Source organism: Termitidicoccus mucosus (assembly GCF_038725785.1).
Lineage (GTDB): Bacteria > Verrucomicrobiota > Verrucomicrobiia > Opitutales > Opitutaceae > Termitidicoccus > Termitidicoccus mucosus.
On the sequence record NZ_CP109796.1, the window covers coordinates 7,142,956 to 7,157,524 of the forward strand.

General features: G+C 65.9%; 11 protein-coding genes. 4 read left to right on the forward strand and 7 right to left on the reverse strand.

What is annotated here, in order from left to right:
- Positions 1 to 118 precede the first annotated feature (118 nt).
- The 3 genes from OH491_RS25140 (at position 119) to OH491_RS25150 (ending at position 3,801) form a co-directional block, all read left to right on the forward strand.
- Positions 119 to 1,393: an RsmB/NOP family class I SAM-dependent RNA methyltransferase gene (locus OH491_RS25140; protein WP_068768488.1), complete on the forward strand. Its 1,275-nt coding sequence runs from the start codon at positions 119 to 121 to the stop codon at positions 1,391 to 1,393.
- Between the two features lie 82 nt (positions 1,394 to 1,475).
- The gene (locus OH491_RS25145; RefSeq protein WP_068769738.1) at positions 1,476 to 2,831 is read left to right on the forward strand and encodes an FAD-dependent thymidylate synthase; all 1,356 of its coding nucleotides are present in this window, start codon (positions 1,476 to 1,478) and stop codon (positions 2,829 to 2,831) included.
- 232 nt (positions 2,832 to 3,063) lie between these two features.
- Positions 3,064 to 3,801: an RDD family protein gene (locus tag OH491_RS25150; protein WP_068768487.1), complete on the forward strand. Its 738-nt coding sequence runs from the start codon at positions 3,064 to 3,066 to the stop codon at positions 3,799 to 3,801.
- A gap of 30 nt (positions 3,802 to 3,831) precedes the next feature.
- Here OH491_RS25150 and OH491_RS25155 read toward each other — a convergent pair whose 3' ends face one another.
- Positions 3,832 to 4,113 (reverse strand): hypothetical protein, encoded by a 282-nt coding sequence (locus OH491_RS25155; RefSeq protein WP_068768486.1) that lies wholly within the window; start codon positions 4,111 to 4,113, stop codon positions 3,832 to 3,834.
- A gap of 275 nt (positions 4,114 to 4,388) precedes the next feature.
- Here OH491_RS25155 and OH491_RS25160 point away from each other — a divergent pair, with 275 nt between their 5' ends.
- Complete coding sequence (locus OH491_RS25160; RefSeq protein ID WP_068769737.1) at positions 4,389 to 5,801, forward strand: KamA family radical SAM protein; 1,413 nt, start codon at positions 4,389 to 4,391, stop codon at positions 5,799 to 5,801.
- Between the two features lie 138 nt (positions 5,802 to 5,939).
- Here OH491_RS25160 and mntR read toward each other — a convergent pair whose 3' ends face one another.
- The 6 genes from mntR to OH491_RS25190 form a co-directional block, all read right to left on the reverse strand.
- On the reverse strand, positions 5,940 to 6,401 hold the full coding sequence (gene mntR, locus OH491_RS25165; protein ID WP_084441784.1) for a manganese-binding transcriptional regulator MntR: 462 nt from the start codon (positions 6,399 to 6,401) through the stop codon (positions 5,940 to 5,942).
- A 56-nt stretch (positions 6,402 to 6,457) separates the two neighbouring features.
- Complete coding sequence (locus OH491_RS25170) at positions 6,458 to 6,991, reverse strand: D-glycero-alpha-D-manno-heptose-1,7-bisphosphate 7-phosphatase (RefSeq protein ID WP_068768485.1); 534 nt, start codon at positions 6,989 to 6,991, stop codon at positions 6,458 to 6,460.
- Positions 6,992 to 7,178: 187 nt separating this feature from the next.
- Positions 7,179 to 9,512 (reverse strand): PPC domain-containing protein, encoded by a 2,334-nt coding sequence (locus OH491_RS25175; protein ID WP_342750752.1) that lies wholly within the window; start codon positions 9,510 to 9,512, stop codon positions 7,179 to 7,181.
- 2 nt (positions 9,513 to 9,514) lie between these two features.
- On the reverse strand, positions 9,515 to 10,918 hold the full coding sequence (locus tag OH491_RS25180; protein WP_084441783.1) for a DUF1501 domain-containing protein: 1,404 nt from the start codon (positions 10,916 to 10,918) through the stop codon (positions 9,515 to 9,517).
- A 177-nt stretch (positions 10,919 to 11,095) separates the two neighbouring features.
- Entirely contained in the window at positions 11,096 to 12,973 is a 1,878-nt protein-coding gene (locus OH491_RS25185) for a DUF1553 domain-containing protein (RefSeq protein ID WP_068768483.1), read from the reverse strand.
- Positions 12,974 to 13,011: 38 nt separating this feature from the next.
- Positions 13,012 to 14,193 carry a translation initiation inhibitor gene (locus OH491_RS25190; RefSeq protein WP_334318971.1) on the reverse strand — a complete coding sequence of 394 codons (1,182 nt, stop codon included), beginning with the start codon at positions 14,191 to 14,193 and terminating at the stop codon, positions 13,012 to 13,014.
- Between the last annotated feature and the right edge of the window lie 376 nt (positions 14,194 to 14,569).

Here is a 14,569-nt window from a genome sequence, read left to right on the forward strand (position 1 = left end):
CCCCGTGCCAATCCCGCCGGCGTGCCGCCAGCCGCCGCGCTCATCCGCGCGAGGACGCGCAGGGGCGCAGCGACATCGCTGCATTCCGCGGCATTGCCTGCCCGCCGCCGTTTCCCCCATGCTGCCGGAAACACCGACTCCCGCCTTGATCCGCCACGCCCACAGCCAGGCCCGCACCTTTCTCGCGCTCTTCAATGAGCTGCGCCCGCATCTCCACGCCGACCGCAATCTCCCCGCGCGCATCCAGCAGCGCCTCGCCCGCGAGCGTCGTTTCGGCAGCCGCGACCGCCGCCTCTATCGCGAGCTCCTTTACACCGCCATCCGCCATCTGCCATGGTTTGAAAACGCCCTTGTTGCCACCGACGCTTTCACGCCCGCCGCGGCGTCTCCCGCCGCGAGCCCGTTCCATGCCCTCCTCTGGCTCGCCGCCGATTCCCCCGCCACGCTCCCGCTCAAGCGCGCGCTCCTCCTCGCCGCTCCGCCCGCTCCCCCGGCGCCCACCGAACGCGCCGCGTTTCTCGGTCTCGATGCCGCCGGCCTGCTTCCCGCGTGGTTCCGCAGCCATTGCCCGGAGGCGTTCGCTTCGCCCAACCTCGACGCCCTCAACACCCGCGCCCCGCTCTGGCTCCGCCTGCAAACCGACGAGCCCGCGCCCGTCCTCGCCGAATTCGACGCCCTCGGCTGGCCGCACCGTGCCTCTCCCGAACTCGCAGGCGCGCTCGAACTCCTCTTCCCCGACGCCGACATCACAAAAACCGACGCCTACCAACGCGGTCTCGTCGAAATCCAGGACCTCGGCTCCCAACTCATCCTTCCCATCGCCCTGGCCAAAATCGCCGCCGCCCCGGCCCTTCCTCTCCGCTGGCTCGATGCCTGCGCCGGCGCCGGCGGCAAAACCCTCCAGCTCGCCCGCCTCCTCGGTCCCGCCGCGCAAATCGAGGCCGCCGACCCGCGCTCCGACGCCCTTGCCGAGCTTGCCCGCCGCGCCGCCCGCGCCCGTCTGAAAAACATCCGCGTCCTGCCCCCCTCGCAACCGCCCGCCGCGCTCTACGACGCGATCCTCGTCGATGCCCCGTGCAGCGGCACCGGCACGTGGCGCCGCGCCCCGCACCTCAAATGGACGACCACCGAGGCCGACATCCGCGCCGCCGCGCGCCTCCAGCTCGAAATCCTCGCGCGCCACGCCCCGCGCGTCTGCCCCGGTGGCTTCCTCATCTACGCCACCTGCTCCCTCAGCCGCCACGAAAACGAAGCCGTCGCCACCCGGTTTCTCGAAGCGCATCCCTCCTTCCGTCTCCTCCACTCCGAAACCCTCCTCCCCGCCGCCCGCAACACCGACGGCTTCCACGTCTCCGTTTTTCGAAAGCAGGCTTCGCCGGCCGTTGAAGTTTAAGTTGAAGTTTAAGGACGCGGCGGCGAAGGTTTTTCTTCAACTTAAACTTCAACTTAAACCGGCGCGCTTCGCGCGCCCCGCCATGAACGTCACCGGCCTCGCCATCGTCCCTCCGCCCACCGCCGCCGACCAGCCTAGGGTCACCCCCGAGCTTCTCGCCTCCGTGCTCGCCCGCTACTCGCGCAGCAACGACGGCCTCGCCAACATCCTCGCCAAGGTCGATCTCGCCAACCCCGACGCCTCCATCGACCGCATCCTCAAATTCGTCGATTACGGACACGCCTCCATCGGCGGCCTCACCGGCGGCCTCGCCATCGCCCTCGACGGCGTCTCCATGTGGCTCGCCTATAAAATCTTCGAGCTTGCCCAGATGGCCGACGGGCAGGAGTCCAGCACGCGCTACATCACGATGGCCCCGGCCAGCCTGCCCGCGCCCGCCGACCTCGGCATCCCCGCCGATCTCGCCGACCGCTGGCAGGACGTGATGGCCCGCGCCTTCGCCGCCTACCAGCAGGAATACGCCCGCCTCGACGCCCTCGCCATCGCGCAGCCCGGCCTCATCCGGCTTCCCGCCGACGCGAAACCCGCCGTCGTCACGCGCCTCCGCAAAAACTACGCCCTCGACCGCGCCCGCTATTTCATCCCCTTCGCCACGCGCACCAACCTCGCCCTCGTGCAAAGCTCGCGCATGTGGGCGCAGCTTGTCCGCCAGCTCGATTCGCTGCCGCAACCCGAGGCCCGCGCCGCCGCCGCGCTTCTCCGCGCCGAACTCCTGAAACAATCCCCGCGCCTCATGCGCCACAGCGCGGCCGAGAAATCCTGCGAGGAAACCTTCCGCGCCGAGCTTGCCGCCAGTTGCGCGCTCGGCCTCGAACGACTCTCCACCGCGCCCCTTGCCGACGAGACCTGGGTGCATGTCGAGCGCGCCACGCCGCCCTTCCTCGCGGAAACGCAGGGTGTCGCCGACGCGCTCCGCCACCGCGTCAACCGCTACGGCCAGCAAGGCGCCGCCACCCGCCGCATGCGCGTGGCCTTTGCCTTCAACAACCTCTCCATCGCCGAACTCCGCGACCTCAACCGCCACCGCACCGGACACCGCTTCACGCCGCTCATCCAGGCCGGTTTCTACCTCCCGCCCGAAATCGGCCACGCCGGCCACGCCGGCCACGCCGCGCTTCTCGCCGACCAGGCCGCGCTCACCCGCGAGCTCATGCAGCGCGGCTCGCCCGCCTATCTTTATTCGCTGCTCCTCGGTGCGCAGACGCCTTTCGAGCACTCCACGCACGCCGACAAGTTCATCTACGAGGCCGAGCTTCGCACCGGCATGGGCGCGCACTTCCGCTACGCCGAGCACCTCGGCGCGGCCCTCCGCGGATTTTTCGAACAAGTCCCCGAAGCCCGGGCTTGGGTCACCGAAGGCACGGCCGAGCCGGAGTAACACCAATTGCCATCGGTATAATAGTTGCGCCGGACGCCCGGCCAGCCAGCCGCGCCGCGCCATCTCCGAGACCACCCTCGGATGCCTTCTTGGCGCATTGCACATTGCAAATATGCTTTGCAAAGTACTGTTTATTAAAATCCTGTGTTGACATCGGAATAGTAAAATAACCTTAAATTTGGCCATGTTTACTTTCCGTACTCCAGATGGCAGTGAGGATGGTCCTCATCCTGTGGAACAAATTAAAATTTGGATCAGGGAAGGTCTGCTTTCGCCTCACACTCTCGCAATCAAGACCGGCGAGACGACTTGGAAAAAATTATATTCGTATCCGGAATTCTTTGCGATCGGCCCGACCCAGCCGCCCTTCTCGACCACCGAGTTGTCATCCACTCATCCCCCGGGAGCGCCGTATCTCTCCCGCCCGGCCATGCCGTTTCAAGCCGGAACGGTGCCGGGCGCATTCAATGGCGCGCACAGTTCCAGGCCCCCGGTGGGCGTCACAAGTCTGCCGATTGTGCAGCACGATGGAGTGCGAATCGCCCTGCCGGCGGACCGGATAATGGCCGCCCTCGTGGACGGGTTGATGTGGATGCTGAGCCTGCTGCCTTTGTGGTTCTGCCTGACGCTGTATTTTTCCGGCGCGGTGACCAACTGGGCGTCCTTGAAGTGGGCCGTCCTGTTTCCCTTCGCCACGGCGATCTCCTGCCTCGTTATCCAGGGATGGATGCAGGCCGCGCGCGGCCAGAGCATAGGCAAAAGCCTCCTGCGTCTGCGCATCGTGCCTTCCACCAGCGATGACGAGCCGCCGGGATTCGTCACCGGCGTGATCGTGCGCTGGCTGCTGATGTGGCTGTTTTATCTGTTTCCCGTCGTCGCCCTGGTGGATTTCTTTTTTCTCTTCCGCGACGACCGCCGCTGCCTGCACGACCATCTGGCCGACACCCGCGTCATCGTCATGGACGAGTGACGCGGCCTCGCAAAAGCCGCGCGCGTTTTCTCACCCCTTGCGCACGCGCTCTTTTTCGTCCTCGCGTTCCTCCTCCAGCCGCGCGCGTTCGCCGGCGATCTGGCGGCGGATTTTCTCCATCTCGTCCGGGTTCCCCGCGGAAAGCGCGGCTTCGAGTTGCTGCTTCAGGAAAATCTCCCGCTCGGCGATTTTCCCGGCGTAGATTTTGTCGATTTCGGCGAGACGCGCTTTCTGCGCGCCGGTCAACGGCGTGGCGGCCCCGGTATCGGACTTGGCGAGGCGTTCCATGGCGAGTTCGTAGGCACTTTTCATGGCAGACGACAAATGCCCGGGTTTGGCCCAAAGGCAAGAGTCGCGCTGAGCGCGGCCGCATCTCGCCGGCTGACGCCGCAATTTCCCCGGTCTCGCTTCCGGCGGCTCCCCCTGCCGGATATTTTTTTACGCATGTGAAAATGAGGGCTTGGCAGATGCCTCGCCGGGTCTGCAAAATGACCCTCCCGCCGCTTGCATGCCACGTATGGGGCGGGGCTCTCATGTCGCATTTTGGTGCGGCGAAATCGCAACCCTCATCAAAGGAGGAAACGTTCATGATCATCGCAAATCATACCAGCCAGTCCCTTCGTCCCCGGAAATATCGTGCCATCCAGCGGCGCGACCTCGATTCGCTCCCGCAGCTCAGCCAGTTGTCGGACGAGGACATGCTAAACATGAGAGCCGTGTCTGCGGTGCTCCCGTTCCGGGTCAACGACTACATCGTGGACGAACTGATCGACTGGGACAACGTCCCCGCGGACCCGATGTTCCAGCTCAGTTTCCCGCAGTCCGACATGCTTGCGCCCGCCGACCTCGCCGCCATGCGCGGCCTCATCGCCGCGAATGCGCCGGAAGCCGGGCAGCAGGCGCTCGCCCGCGAGATCCAGTCCCGCTTGAATCCGCATCCCGCCGGCCAGATGGAGGTCAATGTGCCGCGCCTCGACGACGAGCCGCTGCCCGGCATGCAGCACAAATACCGCGAGACCGTGCTCTTTTTCCCCAGCCACGGGCAGACCTGCCACGCCTATTGCACCTACTGCTTCCGCTGGGCGCAGTTTGTCGGCGTGGACGAACTCAAGTTCGCCAGCCGCGAGGCTGGCAACCTCGCGCGCTACCTGCGCCGCCATCAGGAGGTCAACTGCGTGCTCATCACCGGCGGCGATCCCATGGTCATGCGCTCGTCCGTGCTCGCGCGCTACATCGAGCCGCTGCTCGGGCTCGACCACCTCATGAGCATCCGCATCGGCACGAAGTCGCTCGCCTGGTGGCCGTATCGCTACGTGACCGATCCCGATGCCGACGACACGCTGCGCCTCTTCGAGCGGGTGGTGAAAAGCGGGCGCCATCTCGCCATCATGGCGCACTTCAGCCATCCGCGCGAACTCGCCACCCGCGCCGTGCAGGAGGCGATCCGCCGCGTCCGCGACACCGGCGCGGTCATCCGCTGCCAGGCCCCGCTCGTGCGCCATGTCAACGACGACGCGCTGACTTGGAGCAATCTCTGGAAACGCCAGATCGTGCTCGGGCTCGTGCCTTACTACATGTTTGTCGAGCGCGACACCGGCCCGAAAAACTACTTCGAGGTGCCGCTCGCCCGCGCCCACGAAATTTTCTCAAAGGCGTGGCGCCGCATGTCCGGGCTCGGACGCACAGTGCGCGGCCCGTCGATGTCCGCCCTGCCCGGCAAGGTGCTCGTTGACGGCATCGAGGAGGTCAACGGCGAGAAAGTCTTCGTCCTGAAATTCGTGCAAGGCCGCGAGCCAGCCTGGGCCGGGCGGGTCTTTTTTGCGCGTTTTGATCCGCAGGCCACCTGGCTCGACCAGCTCAAGCCGGCGTTTGGGGCGAAGGAATTTTTCTTCGAGCCCGCGATGCGCGAAATCAAGGAGCACCATCGCGCCCCCGCCTGGAGCGACCGCTCGCGCTTCGTGCAGCAACTCTCCGAGTTCGGCCACGTGGAGTGGATGTGAGCGAAGGCAATCGCTCCCGAAACACCAAAATCCATCTTTCTCTTTATTCTTTATCTTTCCGCTTTCTCCCAAACTTGCCGGTGCGATGCCGAAAAAGAGAAAGAGGAAAGATAAAGAATAAAGAGAAAGAAAAACCTCCTACTTTTCCTTCAGCGCCCGTTCGAAGGCGCGCATGGTTTCGGGGCTCACGTGATGCTCGATGCCCTCGGCATCGAGATGCGCGGCCTTTTCCGGCACGCCGATGAGCCGCAGAAAATTAAACACGGTCTCGTGCCGCGCCCGCGCGTCCTTTGCGAGTTCGCGTCCGGTGTCGGTCAAAAAGATCGCGCGATAAGGCTGCGAAGTCACAAAGCCGTCGCGTTGCAGGCGCGAGATGGTGCGGTTGACCGTGACATGCGACACGCCGAGCATGCGCGCCAGATCGGTGACGCGCGCCTCGCCCATGCCCGCGATCAGGTCGGCGATGGCCTCCACATAATCCTCCGCTGTCTCCATCGCGTGTGCCGCGCGGGTGCTGCGCATGCCGTCAGCCTGCATGGGACGTCCGGAAGGAGGGTTGGCGGCAGGGGAGGGTTTGCGTTTCGAGGCTTTTGCGGGCATGGGCCGGTTTTCACAAAAAATCGGATGTGCTTCAACTTAAACTTCACACTTAAGCCTCAACCCAAACTGGCGGCGAAGCCGCCAAAATCGGGATACACCGGCACGTCGGGAAATCCGAGCCGTTCCCAATCCCCGCGGGTCAATTCGCCCGTGCAAAGCGCCGCCGCGCGAATGCCGGCGTTGAGCCCGGCGCGGATGTCGCTTTCGCGGTCGCCCACCATCCAGCACTGCGCGGGATCGAGCCCGTGGCGCCGGATGGATTCGAGGAGGAAGCGCGGCGACGGCTTGCGGTAAACGACGGGCTGGTCGCTGGATTCCGGCGCGATGCAGATGTCTGCGAACAACGGCACGGGCGGCAGCGCGATGAGTTCCTCCATGCGCTCGTTGCATCGGACCGCGTCTTCCAGCGTGTAATAGCCGCGCCCGATGCCCGACTGGTTGGTGTGGAGGAATAACAGGTAGCCCAGCGTCCGGACGCGTCGCAGCCCCTCGACGACGCCGGGGATCAACTCCACCCCGGCGGGATCGGAGAGATAGCATTTGTCGAGGATGAGCGTGCCGTCGCGATCGAGAAAAAGAGCCTTGCGCATCGCGCGACTGTGAGGTCGCCGGCCTCGGGGCGTCAACACACCGGAGAAATTTACGAATTACGATTGAGAATGGCACCATAGGCGCCGTTTGGCTGTGGTAGGGCGAGGCGTCCCGCCGAGCCGCAAGCCAACGGCTCGGCGGGACGCCTCGCCCTACCTAAAGGGGCAATCTTGTTCGTAACATCAGTTACCCTTTTCCCTTTTTTTCGCGTTTGGTCTTTTTCTCCGGCGCGGGCGGGGGAACCTCCTGGCCGGGCGCGGGCAGCACCTTGTAGGGAATCGCCGGGGCCGCGATGCTTACCTTGCGGCCTTTGGCGCGTTGCGTGCCCTCGATCACGAGGACGCCCTCCGCGCCGATGCGCTTCGGGTCGGTGACGCGGATTTTCACCACGCCGTCGGTCTCGTCCTGGATGAATTGCGCGGCGGTCACGACCACGCTTTTGGGAGAGCCGAGACGGGTGGCGGTCACGCGCACGGGAACGTCGCGGATGGCGCGGCGTTTGGGCTGGGCTTCCCCGGCGTCCGGCGCGCGGCGGACCACGCGCACGGGGATTTCGATCTCCTGGTCAAACACCAGTTCGAGCGTCCCGGCGGAGGGCGGGCGCGGCACTTCGACGAAGAAAGGCGGCGGCGGCGTGACGACGAGGTAGCTTTGCGCGACGGGCACGGAGTGGAAATAGAAGAAGGCCTGCATGAGTTCCTCGGCCGCGCTCACGTCGTGGCGCACCGTCTTGCCGCCGATGGCGGCATCGGCCCAGAAGCGCGGTTTATACACGCCGGGGGAGGCATCGCGCGGCGCCGCGAGCGTGAGGATGGCGTTGTCCCTGCCCTCGGGAATCGTCGCGCCGGAGAGCGCGAAGCCGGGCGGCAAGCCCTCGACATGGAGATTCACCTCGCCGTCGAATCCGTCGATGCGAAACGCCTTGAGCTGCACGACGACGTTGCCGCCGGCGGGCACGCTGAGGTTGTCCGGCATCACGCGCAACTCGAAGTCCGGCTGCGCGGGCGCGATGCTCAGGCGGTAGGCGTATTCGGGGCCGCCCTTGCCCTGCGCGTCCTGAACCATGACCTGATACGCGCCGTCCGCGGGGATGGTGACGGCCAGGCGCGGATCGGCGTGGTGCGTGATGAGGCCGTAGCGTCCGTCCGTCTCGTCATCGGAGGAGAGCTTCGGCGGTTTTTGGTCCGCGGCCCTGGCGGCGGCATTGAACGCGCGTTGCGGCGAAAGCGAGAGCTTCGCGTCGAGCGGCGAGTCGAGGCGGCGCGCCATCACGTCGAACACCAGCGTGTCGCCTTTTTTGGCCTCAAACGAAAACCAGTCCGTGTCGCCGGGCTGGCCGATGCGCCCGTTGATGGTGATGGGGAGCGCGACGGGCTGGGCCTTGGCCTGGGTGTCGTTGGGTTCGCGTTCGCGCGTCTCGGGCAGAGAGCCGAGCTCGAACTGGCGCGAGTTGGTCCGGCCGAGCTTGGTGGGCGCGTTGATGGTGACGATGCCGGGCTCCTTGCCGGCGAACGAGGCGCGGCGTTTGGCCTGGGCGCCGGGGAGGTTGATGCCGCGCGCGATGATTTCGACATTCTGGTCACCGGCGCGCGCGCCGAGGGGGAAGATGTCGGATACAAACGGAAGCTCGCCGATGGTCATGCGATAAACGAGGTCGCCGCGCCCGCGCGAGACGGCGTCCCAGATCTCGACCTCGTAGTCGCCGTCGGCGGGCACCTTCCACATGAGCACGGGGTCGGGATCGAAGCGGAAGTCGTCGGCCTCCTCGATCAGGTTGCCGGTCCTGCCGTCGAACAGGGCGATTTTGGGCTGGAACCAGCCGGGCACACCGTCGGCAAGGAAGGGTTTGATGGCGCGTCCCTTGACTTGGATGAGAAGCTGCTGTCCGGCGGCGGCATGGAAGCGGAAGCGGTCGCGGTCGGCGCTGAGGATTTGCCCGTTCACGACGACGGGCAGCTCCGGCAGCACCTGCGGGTGGGCGGAATTGTCGGGCTTGGCCTCGATGACCTCCGGAAGCAGGCCGACCTCGAAGCGGAAGCGGTTGGACAGGCCGCTGTCGGCCATGATGCGGAGGTCGCGGACACCGTCGGCGGCATCGGGGGCGATGGTGATGCGGAGGCGGGCGTTCTGCGAGGCGATGGCGTCGTTTTTCTTGGCCTCGTTGATTTGCGCGGGGGTGGGATCGGTGACCTTGAGCACCTCGCCGGTGACGCCTTCGCCGCTGACCCAGACTTCGCGGGCGCCGTCAATGGAGCGGCCCACGAGTTCGATTTCGAGTGTCCGCCCGCGCTGCGCGCCCGCCGGGTAAAGGTGCTCGATGTAGGGGGCGGCGGCGAGAAAGGGCTGAAGGAGCACCGCGCCGAGCGCGGCGAGTTTGAGTTTCAAATTGAAGCTGGAGCAGCGGGCGGCGGCGGCAATGGGGGCGCGGGCATTCCTGCCCGCGACGACGCGGACAGGAATGTCCGCGCCCCTGTTTGTATCGGCGGCGGCGCTGGCGGTGTCGGGGGTGTTCGGGCACATGGTCAGGCGGGCATGATTTCTTTGAGGATGCCGTCGCTGGCGACGGGGATGTCGCTGGTGCCGCCGGCGGAGATTTTTCCGCCGCCCTTTGGCGCGCCGGGTCTGGCGGCGGGCGGGGTGGGGACGACCGCGGCAGGCACGCCGCCGGGGTGCGGGAGCGTGCCCGTCGGGTCAATGCCGACAAGTTTGTAAATGCTCGCGGACAAGTCCCACGGGGCGATGGGGCGCTCGACGACTCTTTCGCCGCGCTGGTCGGTGGCGCCGACGATCCGGCCGCCCCGGAAGCCGCCGCCGGCGACGAGCCACGAGAAGGCCGCGCCGTAGTGGTTGCGCCCGCCGTTCCAAGGCGGATCGGTCATGAATTTCGGCGTGCGCCCGAACTCGCCGCCGCAGGTGACGATGGTGGTGTCGAGCAGGCCGCGCCGGGCGAGGTCGGCGAGCAGGGCGGAGAAGCCCTGGTCGAGGTCGGGCATGAGTTTTTTGTAGCGCTCGGCCTGGTCGCGGTGGGTGTCCCAGCCGCGCATGTTGACGGTGACATAGGCGACGCCGCGCTCGACGAGGCGGCGCGCCTGCAGGCAGGAGCGGCCAAATTCGGTGTCGCCGTAGAGTTTGCGGACGGCCTCGGGCTCCTTGGAAACATCAAACGCCTCGCGGGTTTCGCCGAGCACCATTTCCTTCGCCTGGTCGCGGAAGTAGTCGGCCTCCTCGAAGAGGTCTTTTTCCGAGTGGCCGAAGGCGTCGAGTTCGGCGAGAAGCTGGTCGCGGTTTTTGAGACGCTGGCGCTCGCTGTCCTTGAGCGTGTCGCTGAGGTTGCCGGGCACGAAGGTGCGGGCGCGCGGGCCGAGGAAGCCGGGCTCGGAGAAGCGCCCGAGGGCGACGGGCACGGTCATGTAGGCGGGCAGGGCGCGGCCTTTCAGCAGGCCGGCCTCCTCCAGCTTGTGGGCGATGACGGCGCCCATGGACGGGTAAACCAGGCCCGAGGAAGGATCGGTGCCGGTCTGCATCATATAGACGCCGGTCTCGTGGCCGTTGGTGCGGTGGGTGAGGCCGCGCAGGATGGTGTATTTGTCGGCGTGTTTGGCGATGCCCGGAAGCAGTTCGTTGATCTGGATGCCGTCCACGTTGGTGCCGATGGCCTTGCGCCAGGGGCCGGTGATATCGGTGCCGGCGGCGGGCTTGGGGTCGAAGGTGTCGGTGTGCGAGGGGCCGCCGAAGAGGAAAACCTGGATGACGGCCTTGGCGCGCGCGCCGGGCGCGGGCGCGGCGCGGAGGAACGGGGCGAGGGCGAGCCCGCCGATGGTGAGGGAGCCGATGCGCAGGAAGTCGCGCCGCGTGACGAGGTCAAACGCGCGCCGGTAGGCGGCGTCCTCGTCGTGGTCATGATGGGTGCAAAGCGGGTCGTGCATGGGGAATCAAGTTTAAGTTTAAAGTTGAAGTTTAAGTCGGGAATTTGGCGGGATGGGAACGGCCTTGCGCGGTCTTTATCATGATCTTTATTCTTTCCTCTTTATCTTTATCTCGAGGGGGAAACGCCGGGGAGAAAGAGGAAAGAGAAAGAATAAAGAGGAAAGAGGGCGGATGAATCAGTGATTATATAAAAACTCCTTTGTGTTTATCAGCGCCCAGACGAGGTCATGGGCGGCTTTCAGCTTGTCCTTGTTGTTCTCGAAATAGCGGGAGACGGTGTCTTTTTCGGCGCCGGTCGGGTGGCGGGAGAGCAGCGCGAGGTAGCACTCGTCGGCGAGCGCGGGGAGGTCCTTGTTGTATTTTTTATACAAGGCGCGCACCCCGCCGTCCTTTTTTTCTATTTTGTTGTTCAATCCGTCGGAATCCAGCAGCCACAGGGCCTGCGCCATCGAGGAATGGCGGTTGCGCTCGTATTCAAAGGACGAGTCGCGCGCGGGGCGGCCGAACGTTTCGAGGAAGCCGGTCGTCACGCTGGCGTCGGGGTTTTGCACGGCGTGGAAATCGTCGGGCCAGAACGCGTAGGGCTCGGGGATGCGGCTGGAGAACGACTCGTAGGCGCCGGTCAGGCCGCCGATGGCGTCGGCGAGCACCTCGGCGTCGAGGCGGCGGGAGCGGTAATGCGACCAGTTTTGCGTGTCGGAGCGGTTCCACTCGTTGCGCAGGCTGGAGCGCTGGTAGGTTTGCGAGGTGACGATGAAGCGCAGGAGGTCGCGCAGGTCGTAGTTGGTTTCGACAAGGCGGGCGGCGAGCAGGTCGAGCAGTTCGGGGTTGGACGGCGGGTTGCTCGGGCGCACGTCGTCCACGGGCGAGGTGATGCCGCGGCCGAAAAGCGCGGCCCAGTGGCGGTTGGCGGCGTGGCGCGCATACCAGGGATTTTCGGGCGCGGTGAGCCAGTCGGCGAAAAGCTTGAGCGGGTTTTTGCGCGCGGTCTGCTCGACGGCCTGGCCGTCGGGGAAGGCGGGGGTGACGACCTCGCCGGTGCCGGGGGCCTTGTATTGGATCCAATTCGGCGCGAAGAGGACGATCTCCTCCTTCCACTCGCCGGTGCGCTTGTATTTGACGGTATTGAAAAACGAGGCCAGGCCGAGCGACTGCCCGCGCGTCCACGCGGCGTAGGAATATTTCGGCGCGGCGTCGAACTCGAGGCGCGCGCCCATGAACGCGACGGCGGCGAGCGAGGCGATGTTCTCGGGCGAGCGCTTTTGCATGGCGCGATAGAAGTTGGCGGGCGGGTCGCGGAAGTTGCTGCCGCTGGTGAGAAGCAGGGCGCGCGTCATCCGGTCGTAGGGCATGTTGGCGGCGACGGCGGAGCGCAGCCACGCGTGGTAGGACTGGACGGCGTTGGGCCAGAGGTTGCTGGGGAACTCGCTTTTCACGCGGAGCACGTCGCCCCATTTCATGGCCCAGTAGTCGGCGTATTCGGGGCGCGTGAAAATCCAGTCCACGAGCGCGGCGCGCTTGGCGGGCGAGGTGTCGGCGAGAAATTCGCGCGCCTTGTCCGGCGGCGGCGGTGCGCCCATCAGGTCGATGCAGGCGCGGCGCAGGAATTCCTCGTCGGTGCAGAGGGCGGAGGGAACGAGGCCGAGGGCGCGGAGGTTTTTGTTCACCGCGGCGTCGATGGGATGCGAATCGTCGGTGGCGGGAAAAACGACGCCGGCGGGCAACTCGCGGCGGACGAGCACCGGGATGGTGACGAATTCATCCCCGGCGCGGAGGCTCAGCAGCGCCCGGCCCGGCGAGACGGCGCGCACGCGCCCGGCGGAGTCGATGGTCGCGACGGAGGTGTCGGAGGAATGCGTCCCGGGGGCGGATTTGGCGGCGCCGGCGTGGTTGAATTTGAGCGCGATTTCCTCGCCGGGAGCGGCGGTGATCTTCGCGGGGGTGACATTGAGCGCGCCTTCGGCGATAACGTCGAAGGATAATAAAAAATGTATAATGAATAATGTATAAAGAAAACGGCGTGATGCGCGGGCGGCATTTTTTCCATTATTCATTATACATCTTCCATTCGGCGAAGCCGTCACGCGTGGATTCATTTTTCGGCCTCCTTCCATGCATCGAGTTCGATTTCGAAAAGCAGATCGTCGCGACAGATGTCGCAGTGCGCGAAGGTCGCGGGGATCTCCGGCAGGCCCATCGCGGCGCGGCGCGCCTCCCAACGCTCCATCCAGGCGATGTGCGGAAAATACAGGATCGCGCGTGCCACATCATCCCAGCCCATGCCTCGCGATTCGAGGATGGCGGCGACGACGCGGAGCGAGAGGTCGATTTGCGCGTCGAGGTCGCCGACGTGGGCGGTGCGCCCGCCCGGTTCGATGCTGGCGGTGCCGGAGACGAGCAGATGGCGCGCGCCGCCGGCCTCGCGGCATTCGACGGCGCGGCTGAAGGCGCTCTTGTAGTCGTAGGCCGCGCATTGCAGCGGGGAGGCGACGGCGGTGATGTCCACCCGGCCGTCGAGGGGGGCGACGGCAAGGGCATCGACCGTGAGAGCGGCGCCATCGGCGTTGCACGCGCCCACGCCGGTGCTGGCGGGAACGAGCGTGCCAAAGACGTTGTGCTCGGTGAAGAACGCGTTTCGCACCCGGTTGAAATCGTCGTACCAATCGAGGATGTGGTCGTTGAAAAACCACGTGCGCACAAGATTCGACATCGCGAAGCCCTCGCGTCCGAGGCTCGCCTGCAAATGACGCCACAGCGCCGCGGCTTGGGCGGCGCGCGGAGCGGTGAGATCGGGCGGGATGAGCGCGCCGAGCAATAGATAACGCGCATCGTTTGTCCGCCATGTGGCGCCGCAGATTTGTCCGGTCTCATCGCGCACGCGGGTGAAGTTTCCGGCGGGCAGGGCCGTGACGCGTCCGCCGCGCACATCGCCTTCCGGGGTGTCGTGACGGCCGAGCCATGTGATCGGGAAATCCGAGGCCGCGCGCATGTCCGCGCCGAGCTGCGGATCGCAGAACATAGTTGCCTGCACCACTTCCAACCCGCGCGCGAGGACGGCGCGCTCGAGCCGCGTGAGCAAGTCGCCGGCCGACTCGCCGTCCCGCGCCGGGGCGGTGAGGGAAACGAGACCGCCGCCCAGCGGGGCGGCGAAGACGGCATTCGCGGGTGACGCGGTCGGGCAGGGTGCGGGAGCTTGCGGGGAGGACATGGACGAGGGCATGAGCGGCAGGGACGGGAGCGCGGTGCGGGAGAAGGGTTCCGGGTGTTTTTGCACCCGCCCGAACCTCTGCGAAACGCCGAGGAAAGGGCGGATTCACAAAAGACGGCATGCGCGGATACGCGGTTTCAAGCGTTGCCCGAAAATGTCCCGGCAAGACCGGACGGGGGCCTCGCGCCGACGGCGGACGCAATCCGCCGTTCCGGTTTCGCTTTATCCAATGGACCTCTTCGAAAAACAGCCAAACGAAAGAAAGCGCGGTTTGCGTGGCACGGGCGTCCCGCCCGTGGGTTTGGTGTTTTCCTGAGAAACACGGGCGGGACGCCCGTGCCACGCAAACCAGTCGAGGTTTTCAGGATGAATGACGGTTGTCGCGTGGCGCCGGCTTGGAAAATAAATTCGGGCGTCCGCGGGTTTCACCCCGCGGACGCCC

Coding starts and splice junctions, on each gene's coding strand:
- OH491_RS25180 (WP_084441783.1), bottom strand. CDS start 10,918: ATGCACGACCCGCTTTGCACCCATCATGACCACGACGAGGACGCCGCC.
- OH491_RS25145 (WP_068769738.1), top strand. CDS start 1,476: ATGAACGTCACCGGCCTCGCCATCGTCCCTCCGCCCACCGCCGCCGAC.
- mntR (WP_084441784.1), bottom strand. CDS start 6,401: ATGCCCGCAAAAGCCTCGAAACGCAAACCCTCCCCTGCCGCCAACCCT.
- OH491_RS25170 (WP_068768485.1), bottom strand. CDS start 6,991: ATGCGCAAGGCTCTTTTTCTCGATCGCGACGGCACGCTCATCCTCGAC.
- OH491_RS25175 (WP_342750752.1), bottom strand. CDS start 9,512: ATGTGCCCGAACACCCCCGACACCGCCAGCGCCGCCGCCGATACAAAC.
- OH491_RS25185 (WP_068768483.1), bottom strand. CDS start 12,973: ATGAATAATGGAAAAAATGCCGCCCGCGCATCACGCCGTTTTCTTTAT.
- OH491_RS25155 (WP_068768486.1), bottom strand. CDS start 4,113: ATGAAAAGTGCCTACGAACTCGCCATGGAACGCCTCGCCAAGTCCGAT.
- OH491_RS25160 (WP_068769737.1), top strand. CDS start 4,389: ATGATCATCGCAAATCATACCAGCCAGTCCCTTCGTCCCCGGAAATAT.
- OH491_RS25140 (WP_068768488.1), top strand. CDS start 119: ATGCTGCCGGAAACACCGACTCCCGCCTTGATCCGCCACGCCCACAGC.